Source organism: Halomonas sp. BN3-1 (genome assembly GCF_003056325.1).
In the GTDB taxonomy this organism is placed as follows: domain Bacteria; phylum Pseudomonadota; class Gammaproteobacteria; order Pseudomonadales; family Halomonadaceae; genus Halomonas; species Halomonas litopenaei.
The window spans coordinates 110,872-126,092 of record NZ_PYVV01000013.1 but is presented as its reverse complement, the minus strand read 5'-3'; the positions used below and the strand labels follow the sequence as shown (position 1 = coordinate 126,092).

Here is a 15,221-nt window from a genome sequence, read left to right as displayed (position 1 = left end):
GATTCCCCGGCATGACCGAGCCCGGCGAGCACTGTCAGGCTGGGCAGGTCGTCGTGCAAGTAACTGCAATGCCTTGGTCAACGACTATGAGGTGGAAGGCGGAAAAGTCCGTGGACGAGCTCCAGCGGATGTTGGATGACGCTAAACTTCATGAAAGCTGACGGAAACGGCTGCCCGTTCGAGCTTCAACTCAGGAGTGAGGCCTATGGCAGATAGACGCGAACTGCCCTCAGAGATTTCTTTCTCGCCTACAGACACTCTGTCTGGGCTGGGAAGTGCAAACCGTGAGCTTCTCGCTACCTGCTTAGCATTGTTCGATGACAGTCATTGGCAACGCCGTCTGGCTAAGCGCGCTGAACAGAATAGCGAACGCGCGGGAGCTATCGGCCGGCAGCTTGGCCAGTGGGTTAAGCGGAGGCGCGGAAGCCAGTCCCAAGACGTGCTGCCACGCTTGAGCGCGCCTGAGGCAGTGGAAGGGGCCAGAGAGCTCAGCGAACGTCAGCGCTACTGGCTAGAATCCGAGCACAATGATCATTTGCTTAGGCTGCTGCTATGGGTTCGCTTGCGAAATGCGTTGGGTCTGCCCGCGCGGCTGACCACTACTTTCCGAGGCTGCGGTTTCCTGGCGGATGATCTGACGGCGCGATTGATTCATGTGTTGGACCCACCCAAGTTGGTTGACTCGGGGCGTCGTTGGCTCCAACAGCGGGGCTGGTTGGCGAAGGGGCAGCACGCCATCACCCTGGATGATGTGGTTTTTCCGGTCTTGGACGAACTGCTTGAGCAGACGCTTACGGATGAGGAAGCTCCGCCCACCGCTGAGCAGCGTCGTGAACTGCTTAGACGCGCTGTCGCTTCGCTCGATGCGCTGGATGAACAAAGTCACCAGCGGCTTTTGGACGAGACACAGGCAAATCGTCATAACGATGCTGCGCTCCGCAAGGCGCTGCTGCTTGGAGGCTCTCTTGGCACTTTTGGTGCCGGCGTTAGTGCGGCGGGCTTTTCGGCCTACATCTTGGCCGCTCAGGCCTCAGCCTTTATTCCTCTGGCCAGTGGGCCTCTCCTGGTCTCGATCGTTTCTGTGCTGTCCAACCCGATCACCATTCTGACCGTTGCGGGTGGGGGCGGGTGGTTGTTCCTGCGCTCTGCACGCGACAAGATCAGGGCTGCGGTGGCGGCAAGAGTGGTCGCTATGCTCACGCTGCAGGGTAAGCTGCAAGGCCCATCCGGCCTCGACTCCGCCAGGAGTTGCTTTGCTCTGGCGCCGCATCTGTCCAGCGTTGTAGGAATCCGTGATGAGGAGTTCCAGCGCTATCGCGATGAGTGGCAGCGCCTAGCTGTCGTAGCCACTCACTCTGTCGCATTACCGCCCGATGACGTACTTGAGGCCATGGCCCAGCCATTGCCATCGTTTATCTCTGATGATGATATCGCCATTGACCCTCGGATTAGCGGGGAAACGCACCAGGTAAGCGAGCGCTCGACAGTAGCCGCGATGGCAACGCTCACGGTGGGTGATGTGCTCTATTCGGTAGCAGCCGTTGATCCCACTGTGCTCGAGGCGGCCAACTTTGTGCGCAGTGAGGATATTGATGGAAGCCTCAGCTTCGCTGAGATGGCTGTTCAACTGCTTTCTGGCGGTGAGAGGGAAGTATTGGGTGGTGTCAGCCAGCTCAAGGGCTACGTGGCAGAGCGGGCTGTCGCTGCCCAGTTGACGGCCGCAGGTCATACCGTCAGCCTACCGGAGACCGCCAATCAGCCGGGCTGGGATATCTTGGTCGATGGTCAGCCATTTCAAGTCAAGTTTCATGCCACCTTGGATGGCTTGAGAGAACACTTCGAACGGTATGACTATCCTGTTATCGCAAATGCTGAACTGGCCTCCCAGATACCCGAGGAGTGGGCAGACAACGTCTTTTTCATCGAAGGCTTGAGCAACGAGGTGGTTAATCAGGTCACCCGCGACTCCTTGGGCGCCGGTGTGGAACTGCTCAACCCCAGTGTAATCAGTCTCGCCGGCACAATCAGCGTCGCAAGGGGCCTCATCGCTTACCGGCGCGGTCAGCTTACCGGAAAGCAGGCCGTGGAGCAGGTGCTGTTCGACGGTATGGTACGTACGGGACTAGCCGCTGGTGGAAGCGTGGCAGGTGCTTCCCTGGGTATGCTGCTGTTCGGCCCTGCCGGCGCTTTGGTGTTTGGATCAGGGTCGCCCGCGCTGGCACAGATGACGGCCCCCCAGTTGACCGAGCAACTGCGGCGGATCAAGGCGAAGGCCCACCGTGAGTGGGAGTTGCAAGCTCACCGGGACCTGGATGCCCTTCAGCAGCGCGTCGTGAAAGCATTGGCTGATAAACAAACTCAGTTGAACCAGAAGCTTGGTTGTCTGCCTGATAGCCGGGAGGGAGGCTACTTGGCTTGGCGCCTTGAGGATGACCACGCCTTTTGCGGTGAGTGCCTCCAGCGACTGAGTCTTCTTGCTGGCTCGGGTAGGCTGTATCCAGAGCAAAGGTTAGCCGACACTTTGCGAGTAATAGCCATGTGCGGTGTACACCCGGCGATCTATCAGACCGAACTCCACGCCGTAAATGACAGGCTCAAGGTGCGCCCTGGCATGATGGAGTGGTTGAGCAAGCAGCAACTTGTTGAGGTCGCTAATGCAAGCCGAGGCCTTGCCGAAGGAGCATGGCAGTCTGCCAAGGGCATGGCAGAGGAGCACGAGTTGCGTGGAAAGGTGCAAGAGATTTCGAATGGGTTGTCGGAACGCCTTCGTCGTAGGAGAAAGTAGCGGGATGGGTAGACGGTGCTGACACCAGTGAGCGAAGACGCAATCAAGTGATAGAGAGCGCAAGCCGAAGTGCGTGATGTCGCTGCCAGTCTCGCCACGCGAAAGACTCCACCGCACATCTGATAGATCCGATCTCAGGCTAGTCCAGCAAGCCTTGTGGGCCACCCGTGGTGGCCTTTTTTGCGTCCGGTGGGCTGTGGCAGCCGCATGCGGTTGGCTCAGTTTTCCTTTGTCATATCGTAGGGGGGCGAGTCATCGGCGGGTGACACCAGGTGGATGATATTGCAGGGGCTGGTGATCCAGAACGAGTTGAATCCCTCGGGCCGGTGCTGCCCGCTGGCGGTGACGCGTTCAGCTGTGCGGTGGCGAGTCGGCGAGGGGGCACCCTTGCTGGGCTTAGGTCATATTGATGTTGGTAAAACTTCGATCTGAGGTATGCTGAAGCGTACAGGTGGGAACGTTGCTGGCGCCGTGCCAGCGAGTGAGCGCCGGGAGACCGCGATGGAGCTTCTCGAAAAGGACCGTGCAGCGGGTGGCGGGGTGATGGCGCAGATCGACCTGCCCCGCGAGGTGTACACCGATTCAGCCGCTTTTATCAGAACCGTCAGGCAAGGGCTGCCGGGAAGCGTGCTCAAACAGGCGATTGATGCACTGTCGGCCGACCGCGATCTCTTTGTACGACTGCTGGAGACGGACTCCGGCAATCTGCATCGCTTCTACAAGCGCAAGGCGCTGGGGCGTGCGCAAAGCGAAGAAGTGCTCGACACGCTGAAGTTGTTTGTCGAGGTAGGTGAGGTGTTCGCTGACGAAGCGGTCGGTCATCAATGGCTGCACGCCGAGGTACCCGCACTCGCCGGCTCGCGCCCGATCGAACTCCTGGATACCTTTGCTGGCCGTGAACTGGTACGACAGGTGCTGCGCAAGATCAGTCACGGCGACTTCAGTTGATGAGGCTGTACCGTATCGCTCCTGAGCGTTTTCTGGCCAACCTGTCCGGGCGCGGTGCCAGCTATCACGATGGAGCGCGCTGGAATGACCCCGGCCATCCGGTGCTGTATTTCGGTACCAGCGCCTCCGTCGCCATGCTGGAAATGGGTAACTATATTCCAGACCCGCGATTGGTCCCGAAGGATTTTCGCCTGGGCATCTATGACGTACAAAGCAGCGCCGTCGAGAAGGTCGGAGTCGATGAATTGCCTGATGGCTGGGACCTGTTTCCCCCTCCTGAACACACGCGGCGACTCGGTACCGCGTTCCTGTCGGCGGCCCGCAACTTGATACTGCTGGTGCCAAGTACCGCTGCTGCGGGTATTGATCAGGTGGCGGTGGTGAATCCGCTGCACCCGGACATGGATAAAGTCTCGCTCATCGACATCCGGGCACGGATCTACAATCCGAGATTGTTTCAGGGCATCCAGTAGGGCTCCGGTTGCCGAGTCAGTTCGTTTGGCGCTCCGGCAGGTCTGCCAGGCAAATCGAGCCGATTCGGCAATGCCAGAGCGGACAACTCCGAGGAAGTGAATTCGCTCGCCTAGCTGGCGAAGGCGGAGTCCTTGCCCAGGTTTTCCGGCCCGAAGGAGTCCGGCAGCAACTCGTCCATGGTGTAGCGCTTGAGCAGTTGGCCGTCCGCGTCCACCACCCGGATCAGGGTCTCGGGGGAGGAGAACTCGCGCAGGCGCTGACGGCAGTCACCGCAGGGGGTGCACAGATGCTCGCCGGGACCGATGACGTAGACCTCCTTCAGCCGGGTCTCGCCGCTGGTGACCATGGCGGCGATGGCTGAGGCCTCGGCACACAGCCCCTTGTAGTGGGCGACCTCGACGTTGGCGCCGACGTAGCGGGTTCCCGAGTCGCTGATCAGCAGGGCGCCCACCGGGTGGCTGGAGTAGGGCACGTAGGCGCGGCCGCGTACCTCGATCAGCGCCTTGACGATATCGGCGTCGACGGTCTCTGTCGTCCTTGGATCGCTCATCGGGGGGTCTCCTGGCGGCTGGTTTGCTGGTGGTCGTCCTCGAGCACGGTCTCGAGGGCGATGGTCATCATCTCGTCGAAGCTGGTGGCGCGCTCGTCGCTGGAGAGGCTGTCGCCGTTGACGATATGGTCCGATACCGTGCAGATGGTCAGTGCGCGGGCGCCGAATTCGGCGGCGACGCCGTAGAGCCCGGCGGCCTCCATCTCGACGCCGACGATGTCGAACTTGCGCAGGCAGTCGATCAGCGCTGGGTCCGGGTGATAGAACAGGTCGGCAGAGAAGATGTTGCCGACCTTGACTGGGGTGCCCTGGGCGCCGGCGGCGTCCACGGCGGCGCGGGTCAGGTCGAAATCGGCGATGGCGGCGAAGTCGAGGCCGCGAAAGCGCGAGCGGTTGACGCCGGAGTCGGTGCTGCCGCCGAGGCCGATGATCAGGTCACGTACCTTGACGTCGTCGCGCACGGCGCCGCAGGAACCCACGCGGATCAGCCGTCTGGCGCCGAATTCGGTGATCAGTTCCTTGGCGTAGATCGATACCGAGGGGATGCCCATGCCGTGGCCCATGACCGAGATCTCGCGTCCCTTGTAGCGACCGGTGTAGCCGTACATGTTGCGCACCTCGTTGACCAGTCGCGCATCCTCGAGAAAGGTCTCGGCGATGTATCTGGCGCGCAGGGGATCGCCGGGCATCAGCACGGTGTCGGCGAAATCACCGCGTTCGGCCTTGATGTGGGGGGTAGCCATCTAAGCTCCTCGTCTATCCAATGCTCGTTTGCGCTCGATAAAGCTCTCACCGTCGGCCATGGGGGCAAGACCGAAATAGCTCGCCAGGCTCTGGCCGATATCGGCGAAGCTCTGCCGACGCCCCAGCGATCCGGCCGCAAGCCCGGCGCCGCTGGCCAGCACCGGGATGAACTCGCGGGTGTGGTCGCTGCCTTGCCAGGTGGGGTCGCAGCCGTGGTCGGCGGTGATCACCAGCAGATCGTCGTCGGTCAGCCGTTCGAGCAGCGCCGGCAACTGTCGGTCGAAGGCTTCCAGCGCCGCCGCATAGCCGGACACGTCGCGGCGATGGCCGTAGACCATGTCGAAGTCGACGAAGTTGGTCATGATCAGGCGCTGGGTGTCGCTCGCCACCGGTTCATCCATGGCCGCCAGGGTCGCCGCCATCAAAGCGTCATGGCCCGACGCCTTGATCAGACGACTGATGCCGCAGTGGGCGTAGATGTCGGCGATCTTGCCGATGGCCACGACCTCGCCGCCGGCGTCGTGAAGCTTCGACAGCACCGTGGGCGAGGGCGGCTCGACGCTGTAGTCGCGACGATTGCCGGTGCGCTGGAAGCTCGCGGCGTCGTCACCGACGAAGGGGCGCGCGATCACCCGACCGATATTGTAGGGCTCGAGCAGCCGCCGGGCGGTCTCGCACAATGACAGCAGGCGCTCAAGGCCGAAGCTGTCCTCATGGGCGGCGATCTGGAAGACGCTGTCGGCGGAGGTGTAGACGATGGGCTTGCCGCTGGCGCAGTGTTCTTCACCCAGACGGGCGATGATCTCGGTGCCTGAGGCGTGGCAGTTGCCCAGCACACCGGGTAGCGCCGCCTCCTCGATCAATGCCTTGAGCAGTAGCGGCGGAAAGCTCTGCTCCCTGTCCTCGAAGTACCCCCAGTCGAAGCGCACCGGGACCCCGGCGATTTCCCAGTGCCCGGACGGGGTGTCCTTGCCCGAGGACACCTCCATGGCGTGGGCGTAGGCGCCGTCGACCTCGCCCAGCTGGATGCCTGCGGCGCTGGCGCCGGTGGCCTCGCGGTGGGCGTGATAGAGCCCCAGGCGGGCCAGGTTGGGAAGTTGCAGCGGGCCGCGGCGGCCACGGTCGTCGGCCTGCCCGCGGGCACAGGCCTCGGCGATATGGCCCAGGGTATCGGCGCCGGCGTCGCCGAAGCGCTCGGCGTCGGGGGCAGCACCGATGCCGAAGGAATCCATCACCAGCACGATCGCGCGGCTCATGGTGTCTCTCCCGTTATCGAAGGATCGCACAAGGTCTCGTGCACCAGTGGCGGGGGCGTGCCCTCGTCGCCGAAGGTGAAGGCCTCGCGTACCCGTGCCGCGAGTCTGTCAGCGTCCGCCTGGCTGGCGGCGTGAATGCGCGCCAGCGGGGTGTGACGGTCGACCGTCTGGCCGATGGCGGCGATGGCGTCCAGTCCGACACGATGGTCGATGGCGTCGCCGGCACGGCGGCGCCCGCCGCCCAGCTCGACCACCGCCATGCCCAGCGCCTTGACGTCCTGGCGTGCCACCCGTCCCGGATGCTCGGCCAGGACGTCCTGGATCACCGGGGCCGGGGCGGGCAGGGCGCCTGCGTTTTCCAGCAGGTCGGTCGGTCCGCCAAGACCTGCCACCATGCGCTCGAAGCGCTCGGCCACGTCGCCGCTGGCCAGGCGTGCCTCGAGCTGGCGTTCGGCGTCCTCTTTGGACGTCGCCAGTCGGCCGGCCAGCAGCGCTTCCACCGCCAGGCGGCGGGTCAGCGTCAACAGCCGCGAATCGCGCTGCTCACCGCGCATGATCGCCAGGCACTCGCGTACCTCGATGGCGTTGCCGGCGCTTTCGGCCAGGGTCTGGTTCATGTCGCTGAGCACCGCCGTGGTCGGGGTGCCGGCACGTCGGGCGACGTCGGCGATGGTGGCTGCCAGGGTTCGGGTCTCGTCGTCGTTCGCCATGAAGGCGCCGTTGCCGATCTTGACGTCCATGACCAGGGCATCGAGGTTTTCGGCGAGCTTCTTGCCGAGGATCGAGGCAACGATCAGCGGCAACGAGGCAACGGTGGCGGTGACGTCGCGCACCGCGTAGAGGCGCTTGTCCGCCGGCGCCAGATCGCCGCTCTGTCCGACGATGGCCACACCGACGTCCTTGAGCAGGCGCTCGAAGGTGGTGCGCCGAGGAGTGACGTCATAGCCGGCGATGGCCTCGAGCTTGTCCAGGGTGCCGCCGGTGTGGCCCAGACCACGACCGGAGATCATCGGCACGTGGGCTCCGCAGGCGGCGAGCCAGGGGCCGAGGATCAGCGATACCGGGTCGCCCACGCCGCCGGTGGAATGCTTGTCGAGGATAGGCCCCGGCAGATCAAGCTGTCGGTAGTCCAGCACGCTGCCGGAGTCCCGGGTCGCCTCGGTCAGCGCCACCGTCTCATCCAGCGTCATGCCGTTGAGATAGGTGGCCATGGCGAAGGCGCCGATCTGCTCCTGACCGGCGCTGTCATCGGCGATGGCCATCACGAATTGGCGGATGGCCTCGCTGGACAGCGCCTGGCCGTCACGCTTGGCGGCAAGAATATCCTGCAACAGCATCAGTAGCCTCCGGACTGGCCCCCGCCGTCGACACCGACACCGGCGGTCATCAGCAGGTTGTCGAGCAGGCCCGAGGCGCCGAAACGGAAGGTCTCGGGACGGGCCCAGTTGGCACCCATGATCTCGGCGGCAAGCTCCAGATAGACGGCGGCGTCCTCGACGCTGCGAACGCCCCCGGCGGCCTTGAAGCCGACCGGGCGGTCCGCGTCGCGGATGACTTCCAGCATCACTCGGGCGGCCTCGGGCGTCGCGTTGACGGCGACCTTGCCGGTGGAGGTCTTGAGGAAGTCGGCACCACCGGCGATGGCCTGCTCGCTGGCCCGGCGGATCAACTCGGCGTCCTTCAACTCGCCGGTTTCCAGGATCACCTTGAGGGTGCGGCCGCTGGCGGCGGCCTTGCACATCTCGACCAGCTCCTGGCCGATCTGATCATCGCCATTCATGAAGGCGCGGTAGGGGAAGACCACGTCCACTTCGTCGGCACCGGAAGCCACCGCTTCGCGGGTAGCGCGGGCGGCTGCCATGACATCGTCTTCGCCGTGGGGGAAGTTGGTCACGGTGGCGATCTTGACCTGGCCGCTGAGGTTGTGGGCGGTGAGGGCGCGCCGCGCCGGCACCACGAACTGCGGATAGATGCACACCGCAGCAGTGTGGCCCAGCGGCGTCTTGGCCCGCTGGCACAGGGCCTCGACGACATGGTCGGTATCGTCATCGTTGAGGCTGGTCAGATCCATCAAGGACAGTGCCTGGCGAGCGATCACGGAGGGGTTGGTCGACTGGGGGGACATGGGAGGCTCCTGGAGTGGGACAGGCCGCCGCCTCGGGCGGCCGAAGATATGAGGGCGGGCGCTGGATCCGCGACGTGGGATCAGGCGCCCAGGGTCATGAAGAAGCCGGCGATGCAGGCCGACATCAGGTTGGACAGGGTGCCGGCCAGTACCGCCTTGAGGCCATAGCGGGCGATGTCGTGACGACGGCTCGGGGCAATGCTGCCGAGCCCGCCCAGCAGGATGGCGATGGAGGACAGGTTGGCGAAGCCGCACAGCGCGAAGGACAGCACCGCGGCGGTATGGTCGCTCATCACCTCGCCGGTGGCGGCCACGAGCTGCTCGCCGTCGATATAGGGGGCCAGGTTGATGAAGGCGACGAACTCGTTGACCACCAGCTTCTGGCCGATGAAGGACCCCGCCAGGGTCGCCTCTTCCCAGGGAATGCCGAGCAGGAAGGCCAGCGGCGAGAACACCCAGCCCAGGATCAGCTCGAGGCTGAGATCCTCGAATCCGACCCAACCACCGACGCCACCGAGGATACCGTTGAGCAGGGCGATCAAGCCGATGAAGGCCAGCAGCATGGCGCCCACGTTGGCCGCCAGTTTGAGGCCGGACGAGGCGCCACCGGCGGCAGCGTCAAGCACGTTGGCCGGCTTGTCCTCGTCCTCGATGACCTCGGAGACGCGGTCGGCCTTGTCCGCCTCGGGATCGGTCTCCGGCATGATCAGCTTGGCGAACAGCAGGCCGCCGGGGGCCGCCATGAAGGAGGCGGCCACCAGGTATTCCATGGGGATGCCGAGTGCGGCGTAGCCGGCAAGCACCGAGCCCGCCACCGAGGCAAGGCCACCGCACATCACCGCAAATAGCTGGGAGGCGGTCATGCGGGCGATAAAGGGCCGCACGACCAGCGGCGCCTCGGTCTGGCCGACGAAGATATTGGCGGTGGCGGACAGCGACTCGGTACGCGAGGTGCCGAGCAGCTTCTGCAGCGCGCCGCCGAGCAGGCGCACGACCCATTGCATGATGCCCAGGTAGTAGAGCACCGCCGTCAGCGACGAGAAGAAGATGATGACCGGCAGCACCTTGACCGCGAACACGAAGCCGACGCTGTCGGCGTTGGCCAGGCCGCCGAACAGGAAATCGATGCCGTCGTTGGCGTAGAGCACCACCTGGCTGACGGCGTCCGATACGGTTTTCAGGACCTTCTGGCCAAAGGGCACGTAAAGGACGAAGGCCCCGAGACCAGCCTGGATCAGGAAGGCGCCCCCCACGGTTCTCAGGCGAATGGCACGGCGGTTGTAGGAGAACGCGACGGCGATGGCGATCAGGGTGGCCATGCCGACCAGGCTCATCAGGAGTGTCATAGGTTCCTTCGCCTCATCAAAATATGAACGTTGAAGAATAGATCATCGCACTTCGGGCCTGGTCTGGCGTCCCGCATCGCGTTGATAGCGGGCAATTGCCTCGAACGGGGCGGAAATCTCTTATGCCGAATGGGGTATCAGAACAGGAATTATAGAGGTGATGGGGCATGGCGGCGGCTCGTGTCGAGTGATTGTTGTCGAGCGGAATTGGCCGGCACGGGCTGGGCCCATCCGTCAATGAGTGTATAGTAACACTTGATGTGAGAAAAATAACATTTGTGCAGTGGCGTTTTCTTACCTGCCCGGGCACTGGCTGAACCCGGTAGTTCAGGGCATGCTTATTGAAAAACGACGGCAGCAAGCCATGACCGTCGAGGCGCGGGGGAGAATCCATGAATCAGCGCAGTATTCAGCGACAGGAGCGCCTTTTGCAGGCGCTCGCCGGAGGCGGCAGCCTGAGGCTGGCGGACGCCGCCATCCTCTGCGGTGTGTCAGAGATGACCCTGAGGCGCGACGTGTCCACCAAGGACAGCCCTCTGATGCTGATGGGCGGGCATCTGGTTCGCCGCGACGACCCCCACTTCACGCCAGTCTACGACCTGGAAACTCAACAGGATCGCGGCGCCGATATCAAGGCGCGTCTGTGTCGCCGCGCCAGTGGCTACGTGGAAGACGGCGATACCCTGTTTATCGATTGCGGCACCACCCTGGTGCCGATGATCGCAGAACTGGCCAGCCGACGAGACCTGACGGTGGTGACCTACGCCCTTAACGTGGCCAATGCGGTCAGCCATTTCGATGGCATCCGACTGATCCTGCTGGGCGGCGTCTATCAGGGCGTCTCCCAGTCCTTCGACGGCGATGACATCGCCCGCCAGGTCCGGGGACTCGGCATCAATCGCGCCTTTCTCTCCGCCGCCGGGGTGCATGCCGCACGGGGCCTGAGCTGCTTTCACTTTCATGAAGTGGCGCCCAAGCAGGCCGCCATCGAAACCGCCGCCCAGCGGATCCTGGTATTCGACGACAGCAAGTGGGGCGTGCTGCGTCCCGCCTTCTTTGGCGCCCTGATCGACGCCGATGTCATCATCACCCACGGCGAGGGTGCCGCAGGCCTGTCACGTACGCCGGAAGTGGCGTCTCGGCTGGTTCATCCCTGATTCCCCGGTTTCGGTTTCTTGCCCAGCGTGGATCCTTGGCTTGTGGATTCTTGTCTTGTGACTTCTTGTCTTGCGGATCATTGGCCTTTCAGTCTCTGACGGCCTTTCTCGATAGTGGTCCCCTGGGCGCACGGTTGCGCCTCTCGTTGTGGTCTGTCCCTTCTGCTCGAGCCTTCCCTTGGCCCCCTTGCTGATCTGGCCCTCGTCGCCGATTCGCTCTTTTATGACCAGGCCCTTGGTGAGCCGGCCCTTCCTTATCGATCCTCCCTTATCTGTCCCTTCCTTGTCTGACACTTCACGGTTTGGCCCTCTCGGCATCGTCATCGCTTTCGTCCTGGCGTTGGGGCGATGGCGTCGGGGGAAATAACGTCAGGCGATAACGTCAGACGATAGCGTGGCGACGGATATCGTTCTTTTCCATCAGATCGCCTTTCCCATGGGGGTGGGGTCCGGCCTCGCTGACACGGTTCCTGGTGGTGCTTCCTGGGTGTGGTGTTGGGTCGCAGGGCAGGTTCTGCTGGCCCAGGCAATTGGCCATTTGTGCACTGTTGCGACGTCTTGGTGCGACAGATCAAGGAAAGGTGCGACACCCCTGCGGCAAATCGTCGCTTCTCAAGTCTGGTCGCTCTGTCGACAATACGCCCCGGTCGCATTCCATCTACTTCTTTTGTTCAGGTGTCGACGTCTTGTCGTGGTACCGAGGCAGGGTAGGGGATGCGAAATTTTGCGGGTCTAGTCCGTGGTTCGGCACATTTCATGCAACTTTTGCCAAAGGTGCATGCAATGTTCCACCTCAGCGGCCCCTGCACATCGCGCGAGCCTGAGCTCGTAATCTCTGGTATTCCGCCTCCAAGCCCTGACGAGGTTGCTACATGAGAAGAAAGTCGTACCTGCGCGTGCTCAGCGTTGTGCTGATGCTGGCGCTGCCCCTGTTGCTGGCGGGCTGCGAATCGGCGCTGCTCGACCCCAAGGGGGAGATCGGCCGTGAGCAGCGTACCTTGATCCTCACCGCCTTCGGTCTGATGCAGATCGTGGTGGTGCCGGTCATCGTGCTCACCCTGTGGTTTGCCTGGCGCTATCGCCGTGGCAACACCGATGCCACCTATTCACCCGACTGGGCCCATTCGACCAAGATCGAGGCCATCGTCTGGTTCATTCCCTGCGTCATCATCGTCTTCCTGGCGCTGTTGACCTGGTACACCTCCCACAGTCTCGACCCGCACCGCAGTCTCGAGGCCAAGGAAGGACAGAACGAGCCCATGGAAATCCAGGCCGTATCGCTGGACTGGAAGTGGCTGTTCATCTACCCGGAGCAGGGCATCGCCACGGTCAACGAACTGGCCTTCCCCGAGGACACTCCGGTGCGCTTCCGGGTGAGCTCCGGTTCGGTGATGAACTCTTTCTTCATTCCGCGCCTGGGTAGCCAGATCTACGCCATGGCCGGCATGGATAACGACGTTCACCTGATCGCCGAAGAGCAGGGCGTCTATCCGGGCCGCTCCACCAACTACAGCGGTGCAGGCTTCTCCGAGATGACCTTCGACGCCCACGTGGGTTCCGTCGAGGACTTCGAAGAGTGGGTGGAGAAGGTGCGTTCCTCGTCCGATACGCTGACCTTCCCCGAGGAGTACTACGATCTCGCCACGCCAAGCGAGGACAACGAGGTCCAGTACTTCTCCGAGATCACCCCGGCGCTCTATGAGCGCATCATCAAGAGCTTCCTGGCCGGCGGCAAGCATGCCGAGTTCGTCGAGACCTACGGCGGCGTGGTCAACGGGCACGGCGCAGGCGGCCATGGCGACGAGAGCGAGTCTCACGGCGAGTCCATGAGCGCAGAGGCAGCGGAGTAAATCATGTTTGGAAAACTGACGTTAGACTCGATTCCGATCCAGGAGCCCATCATCATGGTGGTGGCGATCGGTATCGCCCTGGGCGGGATCGCCGTGGTCGGCGGCCTGACCTACTTCAAGAAGTGGGGCTATCTGTGGCGCGAGTGGATCACCTCCGTCGACCACAAGAAGCTCGGTATCATGTACTTCCTGGTCGCGCTGGTGATGCTGATCCGTGGCTTCGCCGACGCCATCATGATGCGTACCCAGCAGGCCATGGCCTCGGCCGGAGCCGAGGGCTATCTACCGCCTGACCACTATGATCAGATCTTCACCGCCCACGGTGTGATCATGATCTTCTTTGTCGCCATGCCCATGGTCATCGGTCTGATGAACCTGGTGGTGCCGCTGCAGATCGGCGCGCGCGACGTGGCTTTCCCCTTCCTTAACAACTTGAGCTTCTGGCTGTTCGTTGCCGGTGTCATCCTGGTCAACGTCTCGCTGGTGGTCGGTGAGTTCGCCGCGACCGGCTGGCTGGCCTACGCGCCACTATCGGGGATAGAGTACAGTCCCGGCGTCGGGGTGGATTACTGGATATGGGCGTTGCAGATATCTGGCATCGGTACGACCCTGACCGGTATCAACTTCTTCGTCACCATCCTGAAGATGCGCACCAAGGGCATGACCCTGTTCCGTATGCCCATCTTCACCTGGACGTCGCTGTGCGCCAACGTGCTGATCATCGCGTCCTTCCCGATTCTGACCGCGACCATCGCGATGCTGACGCTGGATCGTTACCTGGGGACTCACTTCTTCACCAACGATTTTGGCGGCAACATGATGATGTACGTCAACCTCATCTGGGCCTGGGGCCATCCTGAGGTGTACATCCTTATCCTGCCGGCATTCGGGGTGTTCTCCGAGGTCATCGCGACCTTCGCTCGCAAGCGGCTGTTCGGCTACGGCACCATGGTGTGGGCGACCATCGCCATCACCTTCCTGTCGTTCATCGTCTGGCTGCACCACTTCTTCACCATGGGGGCCGGGGCCAACGTCAATGCCTTCTTCGGCATCATGACGATGATCATCGCCATCCCCACCGGGGTGAAGGTATTCAACTGGCTGTTCACCATGTACCGCGGTCGTCTGGAGTTCACCTCTCCGGTGCTGTGGACCATCGGCTTCATCATCACCTTTACCCTGGGTGGCATGACCGGTGTGATGCTGGCGGTACCGGCGGCCAACTTCGTGCTGCACAACAGCCTGTTCGTCATCGCCCACTTCCACAACGTCATCATCGGCGGCGTGGTGTTCGGCATGCTGGCGGGTCTGACCTACTGGTTCCCGAAGGCCTTCGGCTTCACCCTCGACGAGAAGTGGGGCAAGCGCTCCTTCTGGTTCTGGCTGACCGGCTTCTACGTGGCCTTCATGCCGCTGTACGTTCTCAGCTTCTTCGGTGCCGTGCGTCGCATGCAGTCCTATGACAACGGCGCCTGGCAGCCGTGGATGATCATCGCCTGGATCGGCGCCGTGCTGATTCTGTGTGGTATCGCCTGCACCGTGATCCAGTTCTACGTCAGTATCCGTGATCGCAAGAAGAACCAGGACGTCACCGGCGATCCCTGGGATGCGCGTACCCTGGAGTGGGCGACCTCGTCTCCCGCACCGTTCTACAACTTCGCGCATCTGCCCGAGATCAAGGACATCGACGACTTCTGGAACCAGAAGCAGGCCAACGGCGGCAAGGCCGGCGTGTCCAAGGGACCGTACAAGGACATTCACATGCCCAAGTACACCTGGGAAGGTCCGGTGATCGGTCTGATCTCCGCGGTCTTCGGCTTCGCCCTGGTGTGGCATATCTGGTGGCTTGCCATCGTGACCGCACTGGGCATGTTTGCCACCTTCATCGCGCGTATCTTCAACGATGACGTCGACTACTACGTGCCGGCCGCGGAAGTCGAGCGTATCGAGCGCGAACACCAGAACCGTGTGGAGATGCAGGCATAA

12 protein-coding genes are annotated in these 15,221 nt (G+C 62.8%); 6 read left to right on the top strand and 6 right to left on the bottom strand.

Translation table 11 applies throughout. The features are described from left to right. Positions 1-205 precede the first annotated feature (205 nt). The 3 genes from C9F12_RS17380 to C9F12_RS17370 all read left to right on the top strand — a co-directional run bounded on the left by C9F12_RS17380 (position 206) and on the right by C9F12_RS17370 (position 4,206). Positions 206-2,785 (top strand): hypothetical protein, encoded by a 2,580-nt coding sequence (locus C9F12_RS17380; protein WP_108449690.1) that lies wholly within the window; start codon positions 206-208, stop codon positions 2,783-2,785. A gap of 501 nt (positions 2,786-3,286) precedes the next feature. After that, positions 3,287-3,733 (top strand): antitoxin Xre/MbcA/ParS toxin-binding domain-containing protein, encoded by a 447-nt coding sequence (locus C9F12_RS17375; protein WP_045991913.1) that lies wholly within the window; start codon positions 3,287-3,289, stop codon positions 3,731-3,733. Then, positions 3,733-4,206, top strand: a complete 474-nt coding sequence (locus C9F12_RS17370) for an RES family NAD+ phosphorylase (RefSeq protein ID WP_108131542.1) — start codon at positions 3,733-3,735, stop codon at positions 4,204-4,206. Before C9F12_RS17375 ends, C9F12_RS17370 begins: the two co-directional genes overlap by 1 nt. Before the next feature lie 110 nt (positions 4,207-4,316). On the opposite strand, the gene cdd is transcribed toward C9F12_RS17370, so the two are convergent. The 6 genes from cdd to C9F12_RS17340 all read right to left on the bottom strand — a co-directional run bounded on the left by cdd (position 4,317) and on the right by C9F12_RS17340 (position 10,228). Beyond that, positions 4,317-4,757, bottom strand: coding sequence for a cytidine deaminase (gene cdd / locus C9F12_RS17365; protein ID WP_108449689.1), 441 nt, complete (start codon positions 4,755-4,757; stop codon positions 4,317-4,319). Further along, positions 4,754-5,500 (bottom strand): purine-nucleoside phosphorylase, encoded by a 747-nt coding sequence (deoD, locus tag C9F12_RS17360; RefSeq protein ID WP_108449688.1) that lies wholly within the window; start codon positions 5,498-5,500, stop codon positions 4,754-4,756. The genes cdd and deoD overlap by 4 nt, the downstream gene beginning before the upstream one ends. Next, entirely contained in the window at positions 5,501-6,757 is a 1,257-nt protein-coding gene (locus C9F12_RS17355; protein ID WP_108449687.1) for a phosphopentomutase, read from the bottom strand. Beyond that, positions 6,754-8,094 (bottom strand): thymidine phosphorylase, encoded by a 1,341-nt coding sequence (gene deoA / locus C9F12_RS17350; protein ID WP_108449686.1) that lies wholly within the window; start codon positions 8,092-8,094, stop codon positions 6,754-6,756. Before deoA ends, C9F12_RS17355 begins: the two co-directional genes overlap by 4 nt. Further along, on the bottom strand, positions 8,094-8,882 hold the full coding sequence (deoC, locus tag C9F12_RS17345; RefSeq protein WP_108131547.1) for a deoxyribose-phosphate aldolase: 789 nt from the start codon (positions 8,880-8,882) through the stop codon (positions 8,094-8,096). Before deoC ends, deoA begins: the two co-directional genes overlap by 1 nt. Before the next feature lie 80 nt (positions 8,883-8,962). Next, complete coding sequence (locus C9F12_RS17340; protein ID WP_045991920.1) at positions 8,963-10,228, bottom strand: NupC/NupG family nucleoside CNT transporter; 1,266 nt, start codon at positions 10,226-10,228, stop codon at positions 8,963-8,965. 392 nt (positions 10,229-10,620) lie between these two features. On the opposite strand from C9F12_RS17340, the gene C9F12_RS17335 reads away from it, so the two are divergent. From C9F12_RS17335 to cyoB, 3 genes are all read left to right on the top strand, one after another. Continuing rightward, positions 10,621-11,385 (top strand): DeoR/GlpR family DNA-binding transcription regulator, encoded by a 765-nt coding sequence (locus C9F12_RS17335; RefSeq protein ID WP_045991921.1) that lies wholly within the window; start codon positions 10,621-10,623, stop codon positions 11,383-11,385. Positions 11,386-12,257: 872 nt separating this feature from the next. After that, complete coding sequence (cyoA, locus tag C9F12_RS17330; RefSeq protein ID WP_045991922.1) at positions 12,258-13,235, top strand: ubiquinol oxidase subunit II; 978 nt, start codon at positions 12,258-12,260, stop codon at positions 13,233-13,235. A gap of 3 nt (positions 13,236-13,238) precedes the next feature. Then, entirely contained in the window at positions 13,239-15,221 is a 1,983-nt protein-coding gene (gene cyoB / locus C9F12_RS17325) for a cytochrome o ubiquinol oxidase subunit I (RefSeq protein ID WP_045991923.1), read from the top strand.